Genomic DNA, 23,956 nt, shown 5'->3' on the forward strand with positions numbered 1-23,956 from the left:
TTACTCAGCCTCAAGTATCTTGGCCGAGGTTTCTCGATGTGACCTTAAGCGTTTCCCGAAGCGAGATAAGTGCTCCGATAGGAGAAATCATCAAACTATTCATTCCGTCATCTCCACCCCAGTGTTCAATGGCTTTAGTAACCACCTCCAAGTCTACTGGCACACCTTTCTCCGCCCAATGATGGAGTAGGTCGGCGGCTGCCTGAGCTGTATTCTGATCATCTGAGCATACGCATATTTCTGCCTTATTTAACATGCTCTGTGATACCGGCATTGGCAGCTGGCAGAATAAATGGAAGATCGGACTAACATCTCCAAGGGGACTTCTGCAAAGCCGCTTATTTAACATAGGAATCATATCTTCCTTGCAATTCTTAGAGGCAAGTTGAATGATGTAAGCAATCGCATTACCATTCGCAGTGTCCAACAGTACTTCAAGCTGCTCTTTCGATATGGGAAGGTATTCAAAAATGCAGCTCGCCAGCTTTGCAATCCAAAAGGATGGATGGGCAAGACCTCGCATTACAGCCTCGCGATTGAGTGGTACAGAAGGAGCCATATGCCATCGAGGAATACCCACATCAACGGAAGGTAAAATCCTTAGAATTGAGGTTTCTAAACCAGCGTTTATGCGATGCTGAATCACCTGCGCATCTAAGGCCAATTTTTCTAAATTAAGCGAGGTCAACATTGCAACTGCTTGCATCGTCGCCTGGGCTGCTTGTACATCGTGCGGTTCTAGCCAAGCATAGAAATCCGAAACCGGAACTTCATCGTAGCCAGCCGCACGCATGAGAGCTGCGAATTCTATTAGTGATGATTCCACGACGGGCGCCACCTTTACCAACGAGCTTTCAGGCACGAACGCTTCAGAAATTTCTCGACATGCTTGAATACCGCCATCTATAAATGTCGGCCCTATTGGAGTCAGGGTAGCGTACGGAGCACTTTTTTTTTCCGTCTCATTACCGAAGGGAAAGGGAATTTCCTCCATATTACGCGCACGCAAAATACGATTTACATCTATCATAAAGCTAATGGTTCGAAGGGAATTATGTTGAAACACCCAATCCGCTACCGTTTTTACAGTCTCAATGGGTTCTATTTTAATTACTGCCAGCGCAACAATTTGCACTAATTTTTGATCACTTCGATCTCTTTTATTGAAGAGATCAATAACATCGAACGGAGCTATAGAGGATAGTAAGTCTGTCAATACTCCAAACAAGTCAGCATATTTGAAGCGACCTGGATCATTAACCACGATAGCCCAGGCTATGAGCCTAACGTGTGGCTGGCTTGCCTGACAGTTTACTTCAGCTATCGTCTTAACAAAGTGGAAGGCCCTGCCACCAAGTTCGGCAAGTGAGAGTCCAATAATAAATTTTTCTGCGCAACCTTCCTCAACTGCCTTCCACGAAAGCACTAACAACTTTCGTGCTGATTTTTCTGACACGGCTATTTCCTGTTGGCCAAGCAAAGCAAGAGCACTTGGCAGCTGTGCAGGCTGGCCTTCAATGTGCCTCTTCAGGAACAGCGCAATCAAATGATCGGCTAGGCCCTGGCCAACGGCAAAATCGACAACTTCCTTTTTGTCGGGTGAGTCGATAATCTCCTCTGTCAGATCCTCCGGATACTCTGCCAACAATCTGGAGGCGGTGAACTCGCAGAACGTCTTATGAATGAATGTCAGTAGCTCCATTTCGCCGTGGAATACTCTTTCGACTAATCCGACTCGCTCCCAATGCGCGATCGCTTGTCTAACCTCTTCTTTCAGAACCAATGGGGGCTTTTCCAAAAGCGGCTTCAAGAACTTCGTAGTTTGGTCGACTAGCTCATTAAACAATATTAACGGTTTGTTTAGCACTTTCCAGCCTACAATGTTCAGTATCGTATCGTAGGTGTCAGCTTTGCCTTCCGGTGGCCGCTTAAATAGACTGGTTAGTTGCGAATAAAGTCCAAGTCGCGTACTCGCCAAAGCTTGGCGTCTACATACAAGCGATGCAGACATGCAAAGAAGCTGCGGACTAATAGCTATCGCGTCGCTAGGATGAAAAGTTCCGCCCGAACTAGAACTTGTATTCAACTTATCCATTTCGGAAGCACTATGGTCCTGAAGCGAGCGTACAAGCTTTGCAAGGTTTCGGGTGCCCTCCTCCTTCCTTGGAGCCAGTAGTGTGTAGTGATCCCAATCTGACAACTCACCAGTTGTATATCCAATTGGCCTTGTGGTTACAACTAGGCGGATAGTTGGGTGCCCCAATGCAAAGTCGTTAAGCTGCTTAGCAACCTTACTGTGCTCAACTCCGCACTCGTCTAAGCCATCAGCTAAAATAACCAATTGCAATCCGGCAAAACTTGCAGACTTGCTTAGGCGCAAAGGCGATGTATTAAGTGCGTGGTTGAAAAGCAAATCCGTGAATACTCCACCGTCTGTCATTGCAGCCGCGATAGGTTGCAGAGCAACACTAAGAACAAAATATCCGTCCATGGCATACTGGACGGCCAGTTGCCTAATCAACGTTGACTTTCCTAAACCCGGTCCCGCGACAACAACCGCAAGCCTTTTAAAGCGAGCGGTCCAGATTGCATCAAACTCACCCCGGTATATTGGACGCTTGATACCTTTATGATAGCGCTCCAGAGCGGTAGCGGCATCTTCAATGGTGTCGGTCTCCAACTCTCGAGGCTGCAGGCTCATAGGCAGCAGATGTGCTAGCGGAATCTTCCGTTTAATTCCCGGTACGAAAAAATGGTCATTCGCATCAATAACCCACTTTCGATATTGTTCAAGCAGGGGCTTCGACGCATCTCGTTTATCGGGGACCGGTACCGACGTACAGAAATTGGAGGCGATCTTATCACCAAAAAATTCTGTTACCAGCACCGGCTGATCACGCAACAGGGCATTTAGCTTGTTCTCGCTCCACAGCTCAGCGTAGACGCCCTCTTTTTCTAGCAACTCAACTTGCGCACTCCATTCTTCAACCAAGTTGTTATCGTTCTCGATTGGGTATAGAAGACATAAGATATAACGATCAGCATCACCAAGCTTCTTCTTAGATATGAACATTGCGACCCACTCTCGTAGCTGCCCTCGATTTACTTTCTGGACATGCTTGCATTGCATGACTGTCTGCTTGCTAGAGCCAGATGTCAATGCGACCACATCAATTCCGTATTGAGCCTGCCCAGGACCTCCGTAGACAAAAGCTTGCACTAGACGCCCGACAGCTGTCGCCTCCAGCAGCCGGGCACTCAGTTTTTCAAAGGTCTGCCACGAGACCTGACCAAAAGGCAAACTCCCAATCTTCGGCTCATAGGCAAGATAATTGCGTACTTCTGGAGGCTCCAAAAGCTTGTTAAGGTCGAATTCAAGTGGTGTATCGGACAAATTGTCCATTGTAGTTGTCCGGTTATTTGTTAATCAGAGGGCAGCGATTAAAAGCGCACATGGATGCTATGGAAGGATTCAGCGCGTTGCTACCTATCGGAAATTTACAAGCTGGTTGTCACCTATTCGTAAAATCATACAGCTCTTCTTAGGGAAGCGCTGATCAATTCGGTTTTCTAACGAGGTTGGCGCGTTGAGTGGTCACAGGCACGCCATTCAAGCCCGTTTTTCGTTCAATTTGACGCGATGCTGCGCGTCTTTCTGCAGTCAAGATGGATTACGGGATTCAGTGACCGTAAAATGCCTTCCGGCCAGTATCAGGTTGGCAAAGGCGAACAAGGTAGAAAGCTGTGCAGTATTCTTGACCAAGCCGCGATAGCGCGTTTTACGATGACCGAACAGGTTCTTGACGACATGAAACGGATGCTCAACTTTCGCACGAACGCTGGCCTTCAGATGCTCCAGCTTTTCCATCAGGCGCCCCAGTATTAGGCAGCGCCTTACGTTTGGAACAGTTCATGGCCACGCGCCATGTCACCGATTTGCCGATGTTTTCGGAGCGTTTTGTCACGCCCTGATAGCTGGCGTCGCCGAGCGCGGCGGTCTCGTCGCCGTGCAGCAACGCGTGCGCCTGGGTTACATCGGCGAAGTTGCCGGCCGTGCCGATGATCGTATCCACCAGGCCAGAAGCGGCATCGACGCCGACAGGGGCCTTCACGCCAAAGTGCCAGTCGTTGCCTTTCTTCGACTGATGCATGTCCGGATCACGATTGCCATCCTTGTTCTTGGTTGACGGTAGCGCGGCGATCAGCCTGGCATCGACGATGTGCCTTCGCGCATCATCAAGCCTTTCTCGGTCAAGTGCCCGTTGATCGTGTCGAAGATCTGGCGCGTCAGCCCGTTGGCCTCAAGCAGGTGGCGGAACTTCAGCAAAGTCGTCGCGTCCGGCGCCGATTAGCGGCCCAAGTCGATGCCGACGAAAGCACGAATGGACTAGCTGTCGTAGGTCGCGTCTTCGATACCTTCGTCCGACAAAACGAAGCATTGCTGGGCCACGTACATGCGCAGCGTGCGCGCCAGTCCGATTAGCGGACGGCCGGCCCCCTCGGCCTTCGGATAGAACGACTCCACGGCTTTATGCAACTTACCCCAAGGCGTCACGCTATCGATCTCGCCCAGAAACCGGTCGCGCCGCGTCAGTTTCTTCTTGGCAGCATATTCAAGGTCGAAGAAGCTCTTTTGCATGGTCGATGGCGGACGGTGGCGATACAGTTATTGTCTCAGGTCGGATCGCAGCAGTGAATCGCCACGACCATTGTAGACACTCCTGAGCCATAATTTAGGCAAAGGAGAAGTCATGAGTGGGAAGCGCTACACGGAAGCCTTGACCAAACTATACGACTAAGATGGAGACGAAGATGATCTAGCCACTTTCCCAATAGACAAGAAAAGTGTTAGGATGAAAATTTACTAACTACAACTTGCAAAATGCGACTATTCGTCATTTCAGACTTGCATCTTGGTGGGCGCCCTCATACCGACTCAGGCCCAATGGGGTCGCAGATTTGCCACGCTTATCCCGAGCTAACCAGTTTTATTGACTGGGCCCGTGACCAGGCGAAGGGGCCAAGCTCTGTCGAGTTGGTCATCAATGGAGATATCGTCGACTTCTTGATGGAGGATGACTACGGAGATGGAAACGCGGCGTCGCCATGGACGTCAGACGAGGCGCTCGCTCTTGAAAAACTCAAACTCATCATTGACAGAACTAAAAACAACAGTGACTACGGGCCCTTTGAAGCTATGGCTTCCTTGCTACAAGCAGGCCAAAACTTGACGTTACTGCTGGGGAATCACGACGTCGAATTATCTTTACCGGCAGTCCGACGTTATCTTGAACGCCAACTAGGCGGAACTGGGCGTTTTAGGTTCATTTACGATGGAGAAGCGTACGTGATGGGCGATCTGCTTATCGAACACGGCAACCGCTACGACAATTGGAACATAATCGACCACAGCGCCTTACGCCAAGAGCGTTCCATGCTTTCTCGAGGCTTGGGAAAACGCATGCAACAGCGTAGGTCGGATGAGTTCACCCCACCACCAGGCTCATTCATGGTGATAAAGGTGATCAACGAGATCAAGCGAAAATACCGATTTGTAGACCTCCTGAAGCCCGAGAGTGAGGCGGTACTTCCTATCTTGCTGGCACTGCACCCAAGCCTTCAGCACGCACTGCAAGCTACTTTGCGAGCAGGCTTCAAAACCACTAACAAATATGTTACTGCGGCAGAACCATCCAAGGCTGCTCAACTGTCGGCGCAGAATCAGGTTGCTATGCCGACGCTTGCGGCGGCTCTGCAACAGTTGATCGGCGCTCAGGCAGCTGCGAAGTTCTCTGTGCAAGCTACATGTGGTGGAGAGCTCAGTGCCGCAGACTCTTTGAACAAACTGCGAGAGCTCAGCACAAACATCAAGAGTTACATCGACGGGAAATCTAGCCTCTTCTCGGATCAAACTGCTGGCGCACGTGACGAACTCCTTCGCTTGGGGTTGAATGCATGGCGAGGCAAGCTCTCACGCGATGAGTCACGAGAGGTTTCACCGTATCGCAACGCTGCAGAAGAACTCGCTATTGAGGGAAAATTCAGCTGCGTAGTTTTTGGCCACACCCATTTACCTAAGCGGGAGATCATCGCTCTAGACAAGCGTTCCGCCATCTACATAAACACAGGGACTTGGACCGACACAATGCAGATTCCATTGAGTTTACTCGAGCCTGGCGCAACTGCTGGTGCCGATTTCCGGAATTTCTTAGACGACCTTAAAGCGAGCCGGCTAGAAAAATACCTTGTACGCCGCCTATCTTATGCGGACATCACGCTTGATGACGATCACGTCGTGAGCGCAGAACTCAAACAATACTCGATGTCTAAATGATGTTGGCACGCAAAGTCGCCCGCTTAATGGCTGGCACCACTCACCAAGGCTCTGCATGGCTGATCTGCGGGGAATATGCTTTAACTGCTCTTCACTGTGTTCAAAGTGATGATGGGGTAGCTCGTGATGAACTATTTCTTGCGTTCCATGGCCACTCCATTCACGTGGAAGTGGATATCGTCGCGACTGTGGAACGGATTGACGTCGCTTTACTTAGATTGAAAACAAGTCTTGCTAACTTTGATGCCCTCGTAATAAGCCTGTCGCGTAGCGCTGTGGCTCTAAATGATGAACTAGCACTCCACGGACACCCTGCAGCCTCAGCATCCGCGTCACCAGAGGGCATAAGCGTCTTCTGTACAGTCACAGATCCAGCCCACCCTTACAACGGGACTAAAGGGACACTGAATCTCAAGACTGTTTCAATGCGCTCAGACAGCACGACGATAAGTACTTCCGGCGGACAACAAACAAGTGGCTTGCAAGGAGCGTCAGGCGGGGTCGTCGCAAGAAAGACAGCTGATGATTCCGAAAGTGCAATTGGGTTACTTATAGAGGACTCCCAAAATGGGAATACCTTACATGCCGTCCCGATTTTCGAAATCGCCAAATGCTTTCCACAAGTCCAGGCCGCACTAGAACGCTCTCCTCACGTGGATATGCGCTCTCCCCGCATTCTTCTACGAGTAACTGAGTCCGGACGCATCCAATGGTCCGGCTCACTCACTCCTTCCGAGGTCAGCCAGTTATGGGATATCAACCCAATGAAACAGGGGCAATTGCGAATGTCGATTACGTCTAAGTTGCGCGAGCTTGGACCAGCTGACGATGCATTGCTTCGATTAAGCGCTTATGCCAACTTGAGATCTCTTCGAATTCCTGACGGAGATGCCTGGGCACGTGGATTGAAAAAATTGGAAAGCGTCCATCGACAACCCGACACCCCCATTCAGTTCGACACCAGCTCCGAAGAGGATAGTTGCCCCGCCACCTGGAAAGAATTTGACAAGGCCGAATTAGCTAGCTTGATACACAAGGCGCTCGATAAAAAAATATTGGAGTGGCTTAGCGATGAACTATACGACTGCCTCAAGAATGACAAAGCGACTGAGATTGGTGAAAAAATCGAGGCCAATCTTAAAAGCGAGATGTGGACCCGATGGGGGAAATGGGAACCCTTGCTTCGAACCGATGCTGCTTTACTGCAGCACTTTCTGAGCAGAGTTTTCGACGTTAATGCCAACGCGCTTGTCACTGAATCAAATTTTGTGAGCATTGGATTTTGCACGAGCATCCGTCAAGAACTTCTTCGCGCCACTCTATTTGGACTGGCACTAGATGCTGCAGGCATACCCACTACCCCACAGGCGCGGGATATCGGAAATCTGAACGTGGCAGAACTCTCAGGCCATGCATGCGGTATTTCGAAACGCGACCAACAAGACCTGCGGCGATTTGCCAAGTCCGTTGAATGGAAATCAGACGTCGTGTTCTTACCGTACCTACCGACATCCTTGCTCCAACTATACGAGAGATCCACGCCAATAACGCGCGCTGACGGAACCGAAGACCATGCATTCGCTCAGATACTCCCAATTGCGTTGACTGCAGAAGACGAATTTCTAGACGCTCTCGCGGGCGGAGCTCAGCGAGTTAGCGAATTCTACTTTAAACAAGAAACAGTTCGAAAATCGCGCTTGGCCGCACTCAAGGTACCAAGCAGAACGGAGCCACTAGATGTTTGAATCATTCGAAAATTTGATAGTGAATGCCGCGAAAGCAGCAGGTTGCAACACAGTCGTTCAGGACAAAAATGCCCCAACGATTTGGCTGGACTTCCACGCTGTCTGGACTAGCAAACTCCCTGCTGAGTGCAACCGACAAGAAATACTAGATGAGGTAGATAAGATACTGAATAACGTCTTAGAAATGAGAAAGTCACTGAAAGCAGTTCCTGCAAGCGATCTATACGTCATGCTGGCGGCGCCATACGGAAGTGCAGACAGTTCTGATTGGAACACTCTAGCAGCAGAGATTGAGCGTGATGACAGATTGGCTCGCAAACATGTCTGGCTTCCGGATGAAGAAGGCGAAAATTTCGACGCCTTTATTGGCACAACATTTCTAGCACGCCCATGGACTGTAGCAGATGATGACGAGACGCGTGCAGATGCGTTGCAACTGCTTACGAAACAAGTCTCGATGCCGACAGGATGGCAAGAAGTTCTTCTTGATGACGACCTCCAGGGAGAGGATCTTGTTCTCAAACTATTGAGCATAGAAATGGACGAACCATCGTGACCAACGTCTATCTTGAAAAATTAAAGTTGAAGGGCTTTCGTTCTTACAATAGTGAGAGAGAGGTGACCTTCCCCGCTGGTCCAGGACTAACGGTTATAGTAGGACCAAATGGACTCGGTAAGAGCACACTGTTCGATGCGATCGAATGGGGGCTCACGGGCGAGCTACGCCGTCTGGATAGCATGGATGCGAAAGCGCCCGAAAAAAAGGCTGCATTAGGCAAAAAGCCAGAGGTCGAGTTGTGGTTCAACGATGCAGCGCATATTTATCGTAGCCAAACCAAGGCAATAATCAGCAATACCTCTGCCGCGAATGTGAACCAATGGCTCACCGCAGAAAAATGGCGCGGAGTGAGTAGCATCGCGGACTGTTTACAACTAACACATTTCTTGGGACAGTCATCCCGTCAAATGTTTGTCCATCTCGACGGCAAGCAGCGCTGGGCGCTATTAGAAGGTCCCGCAGGACTGCAGTCGCTTTGGAAAGTCGAGGGTACATTAGGTCGAAAACAAACCGACTTGGGGTTCGAGCGAGTTAAGGAAAATTTCTTACGGGATGAAGCGAAGTTACAAGAAGACATCAAGCGTATCCAAGACATGCAAGAACAACTGCGCGTCAAACGTGGCTTGGAAAGAGCGGATGAAATCTTGGCGCCTGACGAGGTGCAATCGCGTTGCGAGCGCGTTAACGCCGAACTAGCTATCGAACTGCGAACTACAGCGACAACCCAAGATAGTCCGGACTCAGAGGCCATAGACATTGATGGTATCTTGCAAAGTCAGCGCATAAACATGGAGGCTGCCGAACAGCAGTTGGCAAATGAACGCACGCAATTGATACAGTGGACCAGCCTAGCGCAGAACTATTCCGACTCGGTGACGAAACAGACATCGCTGCGCCAAGAGCGAGCGATAGCGGCTCATGAGTACGGCGCTGCGGAAGCAACAGCGACAGCGGCCTCAATCCAAATCACCTTGACTGCAAGTGACCATCAATCGCTCGTCGACCGGAATACAACCCAACAAAACGCTCGCGATGCACTAATCGCCGAGGTTGATCGAAATCGCCAAATCTTAACGTTGACGGAGAGGTTGCAAGCATCGATCCGCCATTCAAACGATCTAACGGCAAAACACAGTGAATACGCAGAATTTGTTACGACCAATAAAGCAATCCTAGAAACACTTGAGCTCCGCCGCAGTCAGCATGCGCAACTCCTCGAACGAAGTGCAGCTCTCAAAGCTCTCTTTGTTCAGTCTGAGGGGCTGCTTAGGGAGGATGTGCTGCGTAGCGCTGCGCGTCTCGAACTCATATCACTTCCCGCATCTGAGGCTACGAATAGGGCTTCCCTGGACGAGCAACGCCAAATCCTAACTCATCTTCAGGCTGACGAAAATAATTTTAAGCTTCAGAAAGAGACTGCGATCGCGGTTAGCAACGCCATTGCTGCAGGTGTAGCGCAGATTGCGGCAGCCCTGCGTGAAGAAGATTGCATTTGCCCAGTCTGCCAAACTACGTTCGCGCTTACGGGACAATTAAAAGAACTCGCTACGCAGCAAGCGAATGATTCAGATGAGCGGTTAGTCAATATCGAAGAAAAAATATCAAGGCAAGCTGAAAAAATCAACGCAACTCAGCAGAAGATCTTTGATTTGAACGCCAGCCTAGCTAGACTTCAAAAGAGGCACGAAGAGCTTACTACACTTGTTCTCTCCGCTGATCAGCTAGAGAATACATTGAGGGGAGCGCCCATACTTTCCGGTCTGGAGATTCGCGCGTTCCTGCCGACACTAACAGCTGCAAGAGATCAAAATGAAAAAGAGACTAAGGACTTAGTCTCAGCCATATCTTCGAATCCTGATGCAATAGCGGTTCGGACGGAAATCCAACGACTTAGCGATTTACAGCAAGAGACAATTTCCGAACGAGACAAACTTGCCCCCGTTTTGGTGAACCTGGAGCGTGAACTGGAGCAACTTCGCAGTTGGCCAAATTCGGGAAGGACTGCCGAGCAGCTACAAGTTATGGTGTCGGAAATCGACTCTACGTTGCAGCATTCTTCTCAGAATGTCCTAGAGTCTCAAGCAAAGCTCGATGCAGCGGAAGCCAACGAGGCTTCGTTAAAAGTCCGCTTGGCCGAGAAGCTAGAGCGCCTAGATGGAATAGACACCCAAATTACTTCGTTTAATCAGGTCGAAAAGGATCTGGCAGAGCGTTGGACCAGACAGGGTTATGAAAACACCCCGCTTCCTGAGGCCGTACGTCGTATCGACGAGTCACACGAAATTAGGAGCGTACGTCTACTGCGTATTTCCCAAGAACATAGCATTCTACTGGAAGGGTACCGTCGTTACCTAGCAAATGCGGAACTTCAACAACTTGAGACAACACTGAAGGCCGAATGTGACCAGCATCAGGCTAAGGACATAGACAGCGTGATTGGGCAGCTAACCACCCAACTGGCAGGAGTGAAGAAGCGGCAGGATATGCTGTCGACTGTGCGGCAGAAGCGCACCCATTTGATGAGTCAGTTGAAGCAAAAAGCTACGGACATCCGCAATACAGTCAGTGACCCGCTCAACGCCAACACCGAAAAGTTTTGCGCAGCTCTCATGTCTGATCGCAGCCATCAAGTGAATTTGAGCGCCATTGCCAGCGCGACCACCGCTCAAGCGCTCCTGAGTTTCCAACCCGAGAGGAAAGGCGCGCCAAAGAATCCGCTGCTATATATGAGCGAAGGACAACTTGCTGCGACGAGTCTCTGCCTACTGTTCGGCGCCTCTGCCACCTACCCATGGAGCAGATGGAAAGGCCTATTGATGGACGACCCGTTACATCATAACGATAGCATCCATGCAGCAGCATTTATCGACGTCGTGCGCAATCTCATCAGGTCCCAAGGCTATCAAATCATCGTATCAACACACGATATGGAACAAGCTGGCTATTTCCTTCGCAAATGCCGTAACGCAGGCATCACTACTAGCTACCTTCATCTCTACGGACGTACGGAAGATGGCACTGCGCTTGTGCAAAGCGCTTAGAACACGAGAGCCAAAAAGTATTCTTTTGTAGATCAACATGACTAGAAAGCATTTATAGAATCACACTGCGCGACATGCGTAAACTGAATCTGAAGCTGGTCGTTCGTAAACCATGACGAGCGGATTGTTGAAATAGCCCCCTGATTCACCAGACAGAGCCTATGCGTTATTCTTACGGCTAGGAATAGGACTGTGCATATGACTAGGAACAAGCAAACAATCGAGGTGGTGACGGTGAATCAGGAGCGCCGCAGGCGCTGGTCTGCGGAGGAAAAAGCAGCCTTGGTACGCGAGACTTACGAGCCAGGCATGAACGTATCGCTGGTGGCGCGCAAGCACGGCGTCGGTGCAAGCCAGCTATTCAACTGGCGCAAGCTCGAACGGGAAGGCGCGCTAACGGCGGTCACTGCTGGCGAATCGGTGGTACCGGCGAGCGAACTGGCCGCTGCGCGCGCACAGATAGCCCAGTTGCAGCGCATGCTCGGCAAGAAAACGATGGAGGCGGAAATCCTGAAGGAGGCAGTCGAGTTCGCTCGCGAAAAAAAGTGGATTGCGCGCTCGCCCTTGTCGGGCAAGGACGACCAGTGAAGCCGGTCTGCTCTGCCCTTGGCGTAGCGCGCTCACACGTCATCCAGCTGCTGGTTCGCCCCGCGGACTGGATCGACGGGCGCACCACTCAGACGTTCCACCAGCCTGCCGACGCCATCCTGGTCGACGCCGTGCGCGCCGAGATTACAGCGCTGCCGACCTATGGCTATCGCCGGGCTGGCGCTCTGGTCAACCGCACGCGCGCCTTGATGGGCCTGCCAGCAATCAATCACAAACGGTTTTATCGCGTGATGAAAGCGAACAGTTTGCTGTTACCACTCGATGGCTGCATTTGGTAGGGACCGCACACGCAGAAAAGTTCGGCGCAGTGCTACCGTTTTTTTGCAACAATCAGCGATTCACGAACTTGCCGCGATCTATCGTCGCGCCGTCCCATGGTCATGTGGGTATGTTCCATGTGGTCAAACCAAACATCGTATTCAGAGCCGAGAGATTCCAGAGCGAGCGCTTTCAAATTATCGATACCCAACATTCCTGTATTCGAGTAAGACAACAGCAGGTCACTGCCAGAATCTTTTACTCCGAGAAACAGGTCAACGAACGCGCCCTTCACTTGCGTACCAATACAAAACGGTGACTGATGTCGGTCAACTCGATAGCGCCCTTTCACGATCTCGCTTTTGATATGTTGAATTTCTGGGTAATCATACTTCACTACCGTTTCCATGGCATGGTAGAAGCGGCTGTAATGGACAAAGGCATAAGGAGGATCGGCGTACACTACAGATGGTGATAGGCCTGCCAAACACTCCCTGTAGTCCATCGCCACGAGCTGATGGTCAAGATCTACAACGTTCGCCAAATTCCAGCTCAGCAACGAATCGAATTTTTTCTGAAAAATTCTAGGCACAGACGCGCATCGATACTTATTGATGTCGGCCATACCCGCTTCGGTCTTGGCATCACGATATTGGGCATAGTGTCCTGTTCCTTGACTGGTGTATGCCATCGCATGCATGAGACAAGTGAGGCCGAAGTCAAAATCGGCTTTGTCAATTTGTCCTTTGTCTTTTAGATCGTCCAGCACTTCGCGAATCGCGTCGATCCATACACACTGAGCTGCGCTCCACCAAGTGCCCGAATAGACACGAGTAAATAAATGATGCGAGTAAGCGAATTCCTTGTGCAAAAGCTCACGATTCCGCTGTTCGATAGCATTGAACTCGGCGAGTGTGCTTTCTGCGGGATAGCGTACGTCATCGGGCAATGCACTAAGATTAGCGTTAGCGATATCAGCCGCCAACGCAACAATGTCAAATCTTCCGATCCGATTGGCCCGCTTCAGATACGTACTGGCGACAACAGCCGAATACTCCTGAATGTCGTTCGAAATGATCTTGCTAACGTGCCCAAACCCACCAGAAATAGCGCAAGCGCCAGCGAACAGGTCGACAAGAGGACGTCCAGCAGCATGTACCTTAGAAAGCTCAGAGGCAATAAATGGCAGTATGGCCGCCTTCGACCCCATGTACTTGATAACCTGAGGATAATTTCGGGGCATGCGCGTCATCGTATTGGTGGTAACACGCTCTCCATCGTCGCATGCTGAGACCACATGATTGTTGACAAAAACAGACATCTTTACCTTCAAATTGCACAACAAAAACGACCATTCTACAGTACACGGAATCCGTTAACAATCGAAGCCATAAATCAACCTGATTATGCTCTAAGATCAGAACTATGATCGCTGCCCGCTGTACAACTTGTTTGATAGAATCAACGGGAGAGCCATCACGCCAGTCAACCGGATTCAATTCCAGAAGGGTCTCTCCATATCAAGGGCGTGAGGCACCACCACAGCCGAAAATGAGCACCTCAAAGCGCTGGAGCGCGAAGTCAAGGAGCTACGCAAGACGAACGAAATCCTTCGCCTGGCCAGCGCGTTTTTCGCCCAAGCGGAGCTCAACCGCCGCTTCAAATCGTGGGTACGTTCATCGACCAGCACCGCCAGCGTAAGAGGTCGCGTCGATTTGCAAATTCTTGCAGATCTCCCCGTCCGGCTATTGGCGTTACGCCGTGCAGCGGCGCAATCCAGCTTTGCGCTGTGTGCGCGCAAAGAGCGGTGAGGTGTTGGCTGGTCAAATTGAACGCGTCTGGCAAGCCAATATGCAGGTTTATGGCGCGGAGAAAGTCTAGCTCTAGCTGTGCCGCGAATGCATCGAGATCGCCCACTGCTCCGTCGAACGTTTGATGCGCCGCGCTGGCTTGCGCGGCGTGATGCGGGGTAAGGTCGTGAAGACCACCGTCCCCAATGCGGCCGTACGTTGCAGTCTGGATCGGGTCCATCGCCAGTTCAAGGCACAGCGACCCAATCAACTCTGGGTCTCCGATTTCACCTACGTCTCGATCTGGCAAGGCCTTGTCTATGTGGCTTTTGTGATTGATGTCTTTGCACGACGCATCGTTGCCTGGCGTGTCAGCAGTTCGATGCGCACCGACTTCGTCTTGGATACCTTGGAACAGGCGCTGTACGCCTGCCAACCCGAACGTGACGACGTCTTGATTCATCACAGTGACAGAGGCTCGCAATACGTTTCCATTCGCTACAGCGAGCGCCTGGCCGAAGCCGGGTTTGAGCCCTTTGTTGGCAGTCAGGGCGACAGCTACCACAACGCGCTGGCCGAGACCAATAACGACCTGTACAAAGCGACGCTGATACATCGCCGCGCTCCATGGAAGACGCGCGAGGCCGTCGACCTGGCGCCCCTCGAATGGGCCACATGGTTCAATCATCGACGCTTAGTCGAACCACTTGGCTATATACCGCCGGCCGAAGCTGCAGCAAACTATTACCGACAACTTTCCGAGCAAGCTATATCACCTGACTCACACGAAACGGCCTCCGAAATTTCCGGGCCGATTCAATGTTCTCCGGCCGCTTTCCCACACCCTGATAGCCGGCGTCGCTGAACACGTCGGTCTCGTCACCATGCAGCAGCGCATGCGCTTGCGTAACCTCGGCAATGTTGCCAGCGGTGCCGGTGACGTTAGCACCAGACCGGAAGATGCATCGACGCCAACATCGGCCTTCATGACGAAGTGCCGGTCATTGCCTTTTTTCGACTGGTCCATGTCAGGATCGCGCTTACCGTCCTTGTACTTCGTCGGCGGCGGTGCGGCGATCAGCGTGGCGTCGACGATGGTTACCTTCACGCATCATCAGCCGCTTCTCGGACAAGTGCCCGTTGGTTGTGTCGAAAATCTGGCGCGTCAGCCCGTTGGCTTCCAGCAGGAGGCGATCTTCAGCAAAGTAGTTGCGTCCGGCGCTGACTCGCGGCTCAGATCGATGCCGACAATGGCGCGAATGGACTGACTGTCATAGATAGCGTCTTCAACGCCTTCGTCAGACAAGCCGAAGCATTGCAGGGCCGCGTACATGCGCAGCATGCGCGCCAATCCGATTGGTAGCCGGACGGCACCATCGACCTTCGGATAGAGCGGCTCGATCAGTTTGTTTAGTTTGCCCCCACTGCGTCACGTTGTCGATCTCGGCCAAGAAGCGGTCGCGCCGCGTCAGTTTCTTCTTTGCAGCGTATCCGAAGTCGGAGAAGCACTTTTGCATGATGGATCGCGGGCGTTAAGGGTAGCGTTATTGTCTCTGGTCAGCTCGCAGCACGGAACTGTGCCCGGTGAATAAATCAGTGGCTCCCTAGGTTGAACCGCCCCTCGTAACTATCTGTGCAAATAAAATGCTATATTTCCGGCGAGCCCTTTCTTTCAGGAAAATAATGCCGACCAACCTCACTCTACTTCGTGTATCACTGACCAAGCACGGCGCACACAAGCTAGCTATACTCTTTGAAGATTTCGATTCGACTCAAGTTCTTGATCATGTGTGGGGATCAGTCGATGGTGTCAATATTGAACTTGCGCAGGCAAAGAAAAATTTGTCAGCGCGCGGTCAAGTGGTGCCGGGCCTTTGGGATAAGGCGCGAGCGCGCGGTAGCGAAACTGTTTCGGCCTTGGTGCTCATCGGAATCATTTTTAGCCATTATCAACTCATTAACGCGATGATCCGCAGTACTGATGAGACTGTTGCGTTTTCCGGCACAATCGTTCGAGATCAGCACTTAGGTGGTAAGGCATTCACAAATTTTGCTCACACGTTAGAGGAACTTGGATACACGACAGCTCATTCAGAGAATCATGTTCGGTATGACCTCACCAAGCTGTTTCACATTCCTGGGCTACACGAACTTGCCATCGAATTGTTGGTGTTAAAGCTAAAGGCGGCGGCTTGGGATAGCGTTGGGTCCCCAGTTGATGAAATGTTGGCGTTTGAGTTCCACCATGTTTTTTCAATTACCGCTGAGCAATTCGCAAACTGGTTAACTACTGGCGATATTCGCGCTACAGCCGAGGTTGACCTTTCGTTCTTCGAAAATGCAAGCGACACGCCCGTTTCTCATGAATTCGTCTTTAAAAGTGGCCATAATCCGAAGAAAACCGGTAAGGTGGGGGTCAAACCTAGCAAGCTAGGAACGACGGCGGATTTACTTCATAACAAGATGCAGAACATGCTTTTTGAGTCTCTCTCAGGAAAGTTTGGCAAAGAGTGTGTAGGGACCGAAGTGCCGACTGGTGCGGGTACTACTATTGATCTGGTCGTGAGAACTATGAAATTCTGCTGGTTTTATGAGATCAAGACAGCTCGCACCATCAAGGCGTGCATCCGTCAAGCCCTCCCGCAGTTGCTCGAATACGCTTACTGGCAGGGGAAAACAGACACTGCTGACAAACTAATTATAGTTGGGCCCGCGAAGATGACCGCAGAAGGCGAGCTGTACTTGAAATTGCTTAGGGAGAACTTTAGCATTCCGATCGAGTACGAATTCTTAAGCAGAAAATAGCGCTGAGCAACCCAAGAGTCTAATTGATATGACAGGAAGGCCCGCCTCTAAAACCAAGTGCAGCACCTTTTACTGTAAGGTGTCACCATGCCAAGAATTCATCTTCATTTAATTTAACAACCAAAGGGCGTGCCGTCGTGAGGACAATGCACTACGAGCACTGAGGTAATGGAATGGATGCCTCCCCCCTTTTCAGAAATGGCACCTAAGTGCCTAAGTGCCTAGGTGAAGATGTTACTCAACCACATTCCGAAGGGGCTACCCGACGCCAGCGAACTAAGATACATTTTACCAAATCCCCGTGAGGCTCGGACTATCTGTGTACAACCAAATCTTTTTCACCAACGTCCTGCGCGTGCTCGACGAACTGGGCATCTCCAAGAACGAACTGTCCGACCGTGCGGGCATGTCGGTGTCGTTCCTGTCCGACCTGACTAACGGCAAGGCCAATCCTTCGCTCAAGATCATGGAGTCGATCGCCAGGGCGCTCGACGTCGCGCTTCCTGCCCTGCTAGAAATTACCGACCTGGACCAGGAATCGCTGGACATGCTCGCTGGCGGCAAGGCGCCGAGCAGCCTGCCTCCCGGCTATGTGCGCGTGGCAGCCGTGCTCACGGAATACCAGGCGTTCCAGGTGCGCCAGTGGAATGATGCGAACCGCAAGCATATCACTGGCGCCAAACCGGAAGACGGCTGATGCCAGGTAGCGCCCAAGGCGCAAAATGCGCCGGAAATCCATATCCTGCGTGAAATAGTCAAGCAATACGCGCACTAAACACCGAACTCATCAAGAAATTTGCCGATAGGGTTTGCGCTAGGTCTAATTCAGCCGATTTTTTACGATATATCCTTTGCATATGCGGCATGGCATAAATGCAACAGGGGTATACCGATCATGGCTGAAACCGAAGACTTTTCCACGCTGAAGGACCGGGCCCGGCGCAAGCTGGAACGCGACATGGGTCCCCTCCTGATGGCCGCGCTGAACGATCCGCGCACGGTGGAAGTCATGCTCAATGCAGATGGCAGGCTGTGGCAGGAGCGGCTCGGCGAACGGATGCAGTGCATCGGCACCCTGCGCGCGGCGCAGGCCGAGGCCATCGTGAAGACCGTGGCGGGCTACCATGGCAAGGAAGTCACGCGCGGCAAGCCCCTGCTGGAAGGCGAACTGCCGCTCGATGGCTCCCGCTTCGCCGGCCAGCTGCCCCCCGTCGTCCCCTCGCCCACCTTTGCCATCCGCAAGAAGGCCGTGGCAATCTACACGCTGGACGAGTATGCCGCTGCCGGCACCATGACAGCACACCACTGCAGCATCCTGCGGCAGGCGGTGGCTGGCCACCGTAACATCCTCGTCACGGGCGGCACCGGCTCCGGCAAGACCACACTGGTCAACGCCATCATCAACGAAATGGTGGCCTGCGATCCCGGCGAACGCGTCTTCATCATCGAAGACACGGGAGAAATCCAGTGCGCTGCCGAGAACTTCGTGCAGTACCACACCTCCTTCGACGTCTCCATGACAGCCCTGCTGAAAGCCGCCCTGCGCATGCGTCCCGACCGTATCCTGGTCGGCGAGGTGCGCGGCCCCGAGGCGCTGGACCTGCTCGACGCCTGGAATACGGGCCACGAGGGCGGTGCCGCCACCCTGCATGCGAACAATCCGGCGGCTGGCCTGGTGCGCCTCAAGTCCCTCATTACCCGCAACGCATCGGCCCCGGCCGACATTGAGCCACTCATCGGCGAGGTGGTCCACATGGTCGTGCATATCGCCCGTACCCCCGCTGGCCGCCGCGTGCAGGAAATCCTCGAGGTTTCCGGCTACGCGGACGGCCGCTATCTCACCCACCTACTCTGAGGAGCTCCCGATGCTTACATACCTGCCTGGCCCGCCGGGCCCCATGCACGCCAAGGCGCAGGTCTGGCTGTGCGCTGCCGTCATTATCCTGCTGTTCCTGTCCTTGCCGCACCAGGCCCATGCCGCTGCCGGCACCGGCGGCTCGCTGCCCTATGAAAGCTGGCTGGAAAACCTGCGCAACTCCGTCACCGGCCCCGTGGCCTTTGCACTGTCCATCATCGGCATCGTTATCGCCGGCGGCGTGCTCATTTTCGGCGGCGACCTGAATGGCTTCTTCCGTACCCTGATCTTCATCGTGCTGGTGATGGCGCTGCTGGTGGGTGCGCAAAACGTGATGAGCACCTTCTTCGGGCGCGGCGCAGAAATCGCTGCGGCAGGCGACATGCTGTGTGGCGGCATCCGCCATGCCGTTCTGTGCACCGGCACGCGGATGGCATAGCCATGGCCCTGCGTGCCATCCCCATCCGCCGGGCAGGCAACCGGCATAACCTGTTCATGGGCGGGGACCGGGAACTCGTCATGTTTTCCGGCCTCCTGGCCTTCGCGCTCATTTTCAGCGCGCAGGAGCTGCGGGCATCGGTGGTGGGGCTGCTGCTGTGGACGGGCGCCCTGTTCGCCTGCCGCCTGATGGCGGCGCACGATCCCCGGCTGCGCCAGGTATACCTGCGCCACCGCCGCTACCGGCGCTACTATGCCGCGCGCAGCACGCCATTCCGCGTCAATACGGGCAGCCAGGGGAGGCAGTACAAATGACCGAGACGATTTCCATCGCCATGGCGGCGTGCGGCTGCCTGATGCTGTCCATCCTGTACGCGCGCATCCGCTCGGCTGGCGCCGGCATGCGCCTAAAAAAGCACCGCTCGCGCGATGCAGGGCTGGCCGACCTGCTGAACTATGCCGCCATGGTCGACGATGGCATCATCGTCGGCAAGAACGGCGCCTTCATGGCGGCCTGGATCTACCGTGGCGGGGACAACGCCAGCAGCACGGAAGAACAGCGCGAACTGGTCTCCTTCCGCATCAACCAGGCCCTGTCGGGGCTGGGCAGCGGCTGGATGATCCACGTCGACGCGGTGCGGCGGCCCGCGCCCGGCTATGCGCCAGCGGGCCTGTCCCACTTCCCGGACCCGGTTTCCGCCGCCATCGATGAAGAGCGCCGCCGCCTGTTCGAAAGCATGGGCACCATGTATGAAGGCTACTTCGTCCTCAGCGCCACCTATCTTCCGCCGCTGCTGGCACAGAGCAGGTTTGTCGAACTGATGTTCGACGACGAAGCGGCCACGCCCGGCCACAGGGCGCGCACGCAGGGCCTGATCGATTTCTTCAGCCGCGAGTGCGCCAGCATCGAATCGCGCCTGTCGTCGGCCGTGGCGCTCGAGCGCCTGCGCGGCGTACAGGTGGTTGGAGAAGATGGCGGCAGCACCACGCACGACGCGTTGCTGCGCTGGCTGCAGTTCTGCGTCACGGGCCTTAACCATCCGGTCATCCTTCCCCGCAATCCCATGTACCTGGATGCCGTCATCGGTGGCCAGGAACTGTTCGGCGGCGTCGTTCCCCGCATCGGCCGCAAATTCATCCAGGCGGTCGCCATCGAGGGCTTTCCGCAGGAGTCCACGCCCGGCATCCTCACCGCGCTGGGCGAACTGGCATGCGAGTACCGCTGGTCTTCGCGCTTCGTCTTCATGGACGCCCACGAAGCGGTCAGGCACCTCGACAAGTTCCGCAAGAAGTGGCGGCAGAAGATACGCGGCTTCTTCGACCAGGTATTCAACACCAGCACCGGCCCCGTGGACCAGGATGCGCTGTCGATGGTGGCCGATGCGGAGGCGGCCATCGCAGAGGTCAACAGCGGCCTGGTGGCACAGGGCTACTACACCAGCGTGGTGATCCTGATGGACGAGGACCGGGACAGGCTTGACGCCGCCGCGCGCCAGGTCGAAAAAGCCATCAACCGCACCGGCTTCGCGGCGCGGGTGGAATCGGTCAACACCATGGATGCCTACTTGGGCAGCCTGCCCGGGCACGGCGTGGAAAACGTGCGACGCCCGCTGATCAACACCATGAACCTGGCCGACCTGCTCCCCACGAGCACCATCTGGACAGGACTGGACAAGGCGCCCTGCCCCCTGTATCCGCCGCTGGCGCCCGCCCTGATGCACTGCGTGACGCACGGCGACACGCCATTCCGCCTGAACCTGCATGTGCGCGACCTGGGCCACGCGCTGATGTTCGGTCCCACGCGCAGCGGGAAATCGGCGCATCTAGGCCTGATCGCCACGCAACTGCGCCGCTACCAGGGCATGTCGGTGTATGTGTTCGACAAGGGCATGGCCATGTATCCGCTGGCCAAAGCCATGGGCGGCAGCCACTTTACGGTGGCGGGCGACGGCGACAGCCTCGCCTTCTGTCCGCTGCAGTTCCTCGCCACGCGCAGCGACCGCGCTTGGGCCATGGATTGGATCGACACGATCCTGGCCCTGAACAATGTCGACACCTCGCCTGCCCAGCGCAATGAAATCGGCAACGCCATCATGAGCATGCATGCCAGCGGCGCAAAGACCATGTCCGAATTCGCGCTGACGATCCAGGATGAAGCCGTGCGCCAGGCGATACGTCCGTACACGGTCGACGGCAGCATGGGTCACCTGCTCGACGCCGAGGACGATGGCCTGTCGCTGTCCGACTTTACCGTCTTCGAGATCGAGGAACTGATGGGCATGGGTGAAAAATATGCGCTCCCCACCCTGCTGTACCTGTTCCGCCGCATCGAGCGCAGCCTGCAGGGCCAGCCCGCCGCCATCATCCTCGACGAGGCATGGCTCGCACTGGGCCACCCCGCCTTCCGCTCCCGCATCCGCGTCTGGCTGAAAGTGCTGGCCAAGGCCAATTGCCTGGTGCTGATGGCCACGCAAAGCCTGTCCGACGCGGCCAGCTCGGGCATCCTCGACGTCATGGTGGAATCGACGGCCACCAAGATTTTCCTGCCCAACGTGTATGCGCGCGACGAAGACACGGCGGCGCTGTACCGCCGCATGGGCCTGAACGCGCGCCAAATCGACATCCTCGCCACGGCCATCCCGAAGCGCCAGTACTACTATGTCTCCGAGCACGGGCGCCGCTTGTACGACCTGGCGCTCGGGCCGCTGGCCATGGCCTTCGTCGGTGCCACGGACAAGGAGTCGGTGGCGGCTGTCAAGGCGCTGGAGGCCAGGCACGGCGCTGCGTGGACCGGCGCATGGCTGGCCAGCCGGGGACTGAACCTCAACGACTATGGAGGCGCAGCATGAACCTTGCCCGCATATTCAGATCGCTGCGCACGGCCGGAAGCCGCAAGGCGCCTGCACAGGACGGATTCCTTGACGGCGGGCGGCGCAGCGGCGAAAGCGACAATCCCTACCTTTCCGCGCGGCGCACCTGGAACGACCACGCAGCCCAGGCCGCGTCCTCGCGCCAGGCCTGGCAGCTGCTGGCCGTGCTGTCGCTGCTGGTCGCCCTCGCTGCTGTCGGCGGCATGGTCCATGTCGCCAGCCAGTCCCGCTTCGTGCCCTATGTGGTCGAGGTCGACAAGCTGGGTCAGCCGGTGGCGGTAGCACCGGCGCAGCAGGCAGCGGCAGCAGACCAGCGCGTGGTGCGCGCCGCCGTCGCGTCGTTCGTGGGCGACGCGCGCCTGGTCACGCCGGACATCGCGCTGCAGCGCAAGGCCGTCTACCGGCTGTATTCGATGCTGGCGGCCAATGACCCGGCGACGGCCAAGGCCAACGAATGGCTGAACGGCACCGATGAAAGCAGCCCGCTCAAGCGGGCCGCCAGGGAAACCGTCAGCACAGAGATCATCTCCGCCTTGCCGCAGACGGCCGATACCTGGCAGGTGGACTGGACGGAAACGGTGCGCGACCGCCAGGGCGTATTGAAGGCGCCGCCATTCCGCATGCGCGCGCTGCTCACCGTGTACACCGTGGCCGCCACGCCCCAGACCACGGAAGAACAACTGCGCAACAACCCGCTGGGCATCTATGTCCGCGATTTTTCTTGGGCAAAACAGCTCTGAGGAGGCCAGCCATGCAACCCATCCCCATTGTGCTGATGCTGGCACTCGCCGCCGTCCAGGCTGCGGCCCAGGCCGCGCCAGACGGCAAGAGCGTCGCCGACAGCTATTTCTCGGGCAAAGACCTGGTACTGACCAGGCAGGAAAAAGACGCGATCGCCATCGCGCAGCGCTGGCGCACCGGCAGCGGGACGGGCATGCAGCCCGTGCCGGGGGAAGACGGCGCAATCCGCTTCCTGTTTGGCGCGCAGCAGCCCGGCATCGTGTGCGCCGTGCTGCAGGTATGCGATATCGAGTTGCAGGCGGGCGAACAGGTCAATTCCATCCACCTCGGCGACACGGCACGCTGGACCGTGGAACCGGCCATCACGGGCAGCGGCCCCGCCGAAGTCCAGCACCTCATCATCAAGCCACTCGACGTGGGGCTGGAAACCTCGCTGATCGTCACCACCAGCAGGCGCACCTACCACTTCCGCCTGCGCTCACACCGCAGCGAGTTCATGCCGCGCATCGCCTTCACCTATGTCGAAGATGCGGCCGCCAAATGGGACGCCATCAAGACCCGCGATAGCAGGGAAAAGCAGGAACGCACCATCGCGCAGACCGGCGAATACCTGGGCGACCTCAGTTTCGCCTATGCCGTGACGGGGTCCGCCCCCTGGAAACCCGTCCGCGTGTACAACAACGGCAGCAAGACCATCATCCAGATACCGCAGGCGATGGCGCAGACGGAAGCACCCACCCTGCTGGTAGTACGCAGGGACGGCGGCCTGTTCAGCGAAGATGAAACGGCCATGGTGAACTACCGCCTGCAGGGCGACCGCTACATCGTCGATACGGTCTTCGACAAGGCCATCCTGATAGCCGGCGCCGGCCGCACGCAGGACAAGATCACCATCACGCGGGAGAAATAGC

14 protein-coding genes, 4 pseudogenes and 1 other annotated feature are annotated in these 23,956 nt (G+C 54.8%); of the genes and pseudogenes, 14 read left to right on the plus strand and 4 right to left on the minus strand.

Going from position 1 to position 23,956, the window contains the following annotated elements; genetic code table 11:
* Positions 1-10 precede the first annotated feature (10 nt).
* The gene (locus CSQ95_RS10810; protein ID WP_099409499.1) at positions 11-3,403 is read right to left on the minus strand and encodes a restriction endonuclease; all 3,393 of its coding nucleotides are present in this window, start codon (positions 3,401-3,403) and stop codon (positions 11-13) included.
* 258 nt (positions 3,404-3,661) lie between these two features.
* Positions 3,662-4,639, minus strand: a pseudogene (locus tag CSQ95_RS10815) (IS5 family transposase).
* Positions 4,640-4,882: 243 nt separating this feature from the next.
* Here CSQ95_RS10815 and CSQ95_RS10820 point away from each other — a divergent pair.
* The 5 genes and pseudogenes from CSQ95_RS10820 to CSQ95_RS30035 all read left to right on the plus strand — a co-directional run.
* Positions 4,883-6,334 carry a metallophosphoesterase gene (locus CSQ95_RS10820; RefSeq protein ID WP_099409500.1) on the plus strand — a complete coding sequence of 484 codons (1,452 nt, stop codon included), beginning with the start codon at positions 4,883-4,885 and terminating at the stop codon, positions 6,332-6,334.
* A complete protein-coding gene (locus CSQ95_RS10825; protein ID WP_099409501.1) occupies positions 6,331-8,079 on the plus strand; it encodes an ABC-three component system protein in 1,749 nt (582 codons plus the stop codon). The genes CSQ95_RS10820 and CSQ95_RS10825 overlap by 4 nt, the downstream gene beginning before the upstream one ends.
* A complete protein-coding gene (locus tag CSQ95_RS10830) occupies positions 8,072-8,635 on the plus strand; it encodes an ABC-three component system middle component 1 (protein WP_099409502.1) in 564 nt (187 codons plus the stop codon). The genes CSQ95_RS10825 and CSQ95_RS10830 overlap by 8 nt, the downstream gene beginning before the upstream one ends.
* Positions 8,632-11,679 carry an AAA family ATPase gene (locus CSQ95_RS10835; RefSeq protein WP_180279023.1) on the plus strand — a complete coding sequence of 1,016 codons (3,048 nt, stop codon included), beginning with the start codon at positions 8,632-8,634 and terminating at the stop codon, positions 11,677-11,679. Before CSQ95_RS10830 ends, CSQ95_RS10835 begins: the two co-directional genes overlap by 4 nt.
* Positions 11,680-11,877: 198 nt before the next feature.
* Positions 11,878-12,545: pseudogene (locus CSQ95_RS30035) on the plus strand (transposase); the annotation flags it as partial.
* A 53-nt stretch (positions 12,546-12,598) separates the two neighbouring features.
* Here CSQ95_RS30035 and CSQ95_RS10850 read toward each other — a convergent pair.
* Entirely contained in the window at positions 12,599-13,867 is a 1,269-nt protein-coding gene (locus CSQ95_RS10850; RefSeq protein WP_257218019.1) for a DNA adenine methylase, read from the minus strand.
* A gap of 211 nt (positions 13,868-14,078) precedes the next feature.
* On the opposite strand from CSQ95_RS10850, the pseudogene CSQ95_RS10855 reads away from it, so the two are divergent.
* A pseudogene (locus CSQ95_RS10855) lies at positions 14,079-15,108 on the plus strand (IS3 family transposase); the annotation flags it as partial.
* Positions 14,171-14,286, plus strand: a sequence feature (AL1L pseudoknot). (Overlaps the previous pseudogene by 116 nt.)
* A gap of 43 nt (positions 15,109-15,151) precedes the next feature.
* Here CSQ95_RS10855 and CSQ95_RS10860 read toward each other — a convergent pair.
* Positions 15,152-15,853: pseudogene (locus tag CSQ95_RS10860) on the minus strand (IS5 family transposase); the annotation flags it as partial.
* 166 nt (positions 15,854-16,019) lie between these two features.
* Here CSQ95_RS10860 and CSQ95_RS10865 point away from each other — a divergent pair.
* The 8 genes from CSQ95_RS10865 (at position 16,020) to trbG (ending at position 23,955) form a co-directional block, all read left to right on the plus strand.
* Positions 16,020-17,141 (plus strand): hypothetical protein, encoded by a 1,122-nt coding sequence (locus CSQ95_RS10865; RefSeq protein ID WP_099409505.1) that lies wholly within the window; start codon positions 16,020-16,022, stop codon positions 17,139-17,141.
* Positions 17,142-17,460: 319 nt separating this feature from the next.
* Entirely contained in the window at positions 17,461-17,838 is a 378-nt protein-coding gene (locus CSQ95_RS10870) for a transcriptional regulator (RefSeq protein ID WP_092800440.1), read from the plus strand.
* Between the two features lie 198 nt (positions 17,839-18,036).
* Positions 18,037-18,996 carry a P-type conjugative transfer ATPase TrbB gene (gene trbB, locus CSQ95_RS10875; RefSeq protein ID WP_099409506.1) on the plus strand — a complete coding sequence of 320 codons (960 nt, stop codon included), beginning with the start codon at positions 18,037-18,039 and terminating at the stop codon, positions 18,994-18,996.
* A 43-nt stretch (positions 18,997-19,039) separates the two neighbouring features.
* Complete coding sequence (gene trbC / locus CSQ95_RS10880; RefSeq protein WP_099409555.1) at positions 19,040-19,435, plus strand: conjugal transfer system pilin TrbC; 396 nt, start codon at positions 19,040-19,042, stop codon at positions 19,433-19,435.
* 2 nt (positions 19,436-19,437) lie between these two features.
* Entirely contained in the window at positions 19,438-19,749 is a 312-nt protein-coding gene (locus CSQ95_RS10885; RefSeq protein ID WP_092605191.1) for a conjugal transfer protein TrbD, read from the plus strand.
* On the plus strand, positions 19,746-22,283 hold the full coding sequence (locus CSQ95_RS10890; RefSeq protein WP_099409507.1) for a VirB4 family type IV secretion/conjugal transfer ATPase: 2,538 nt from the start codon (positions 19,746-19,748) through the stop codon (positions 22,281-22,283). The genes CSQ95_RS10885 and CSQ95_RS10890 overlap by 4 nt, the downstream gene beginning before the upstream one ends.
* A complete protein-coding gene (locus CSQ95_RS10895) occupies positions 22,280-23,044 on the plus strand; it encodes a VirB8/TrbF family protein (RefSeq protein WP_092800425.1) in 765 nt (254 codons plus the stop codon). Before CSQ95_RS10890 ends, CSQ95_RS10895 begins: the two co-directional genes overlap by 4 nt.
* Before the next feature lie 11 nt (positions 23,045-23,055).
* A complete protein-coding gene (trbG, locus tag CSQ95_RS10900) occupies positions 23,056-23,955 on the plus strand; it encodes a P-type conjugative transfer protein TrbG (RefSeq protein WP_099409508.1) in 900 nt (299 codons plus the stop codon).
* The last annotated feature ends 1 nt before the right edge of the window (position 23,956 follow it).

The organism is Janthinobacterium sp. BJB304, assembly GCF_002735765.1.
In the GTDB taxonomy this organism is placed as follows: Bacteria; Pseudomonadota; Gammaproteobacteria; order Burkholderiales; family Burkholderiaceae_D; genus Janthinobacterium.

Bases quoted from the DNA above. Each gene is read 5' to 3' on its own strand.
- trbB (WP_099409506.1), top strand. From the start codon at position 18,037: ATGGCTGAAACCGAAGACTTTTCCACGCTGAAGGACCGGGCCCGGCGC.
- trbC (WP_099409555.1), top strand. From the start codon at position 19,040: ATGCACGCCAAGGCGCAGGTCTGGCTGTGCGCTGCCGTCATTATCCTG.
- CSQ95_RS10890 (WP_099409507.1), top strand. From the start codon at position 19,746: ATGACCGAGACGATTTCCATCGCCATGGCGGCGTGCGGCTGCCTGATG.
- trbG (WP_099409508.1), top strand. From the start codon at position 23,056: ATGCAACCCATCCCCATTGTGCTGATGCTGGCACTCGCCGCCGTCCAG.
- CSQ95_RS10885 (WP_092605191.1), top strand. From the start codon at position 19,438: ATGGCCCTGCGTGCCATCCCCATCCGCCGGGCAGGCAACCGGCATAAC.
- CSQ95_RS10810 (WP_099409499.1), bottom strand. From the start codon at position 3,403: ATGGACAATTTGTCCGATACACCACTTGAATTCGACCTTAACAAGCTT.
- CSQ95_RS10825 (WP_099409501.1), top strand. From the start codon at position 6,331: ATGATGTTGGCACGCAAAGTCGCCCGCTTAATGGCTGGCACCACTCAC.
- CSQ95_RS10850 (WP_257218019.1), bottom strand. From the start codon at position 13,867: ATGTCTGTTTTTGTCAACAATCATGTGGTCTCAGCATGCGACGATGGA.
- CSQ95_RS10865 (WP_099409505.1), top strand. From the start codon at position 16,020: ATGCCGACCAACCTCACTCTACTTCGTGTATCACTGACCAAGCACGGC.
- CSQ95_RS10895 (WP_092800425.1), top strand. From the start codon at position 22,280: ATGAACCTTGCCCGCATATTCAGATCGCTGCGCACGGCCGGAAGCCGC.
- CSQ95_RS10830 (WP_099409502.1), top strand. From the start codon at position 8,072: ATGTTTGAATCATTCGAAAATTTGATAGTGAATGCCGCGAAAGCAGCA.
- CSQ95_RS10820 (WP_099409500.1), top strand. From the start codon at position 4,883: ATGCGACTATTCGTCATTTCAGACTTGCATCTTGGTGGGCGCCCTCAT.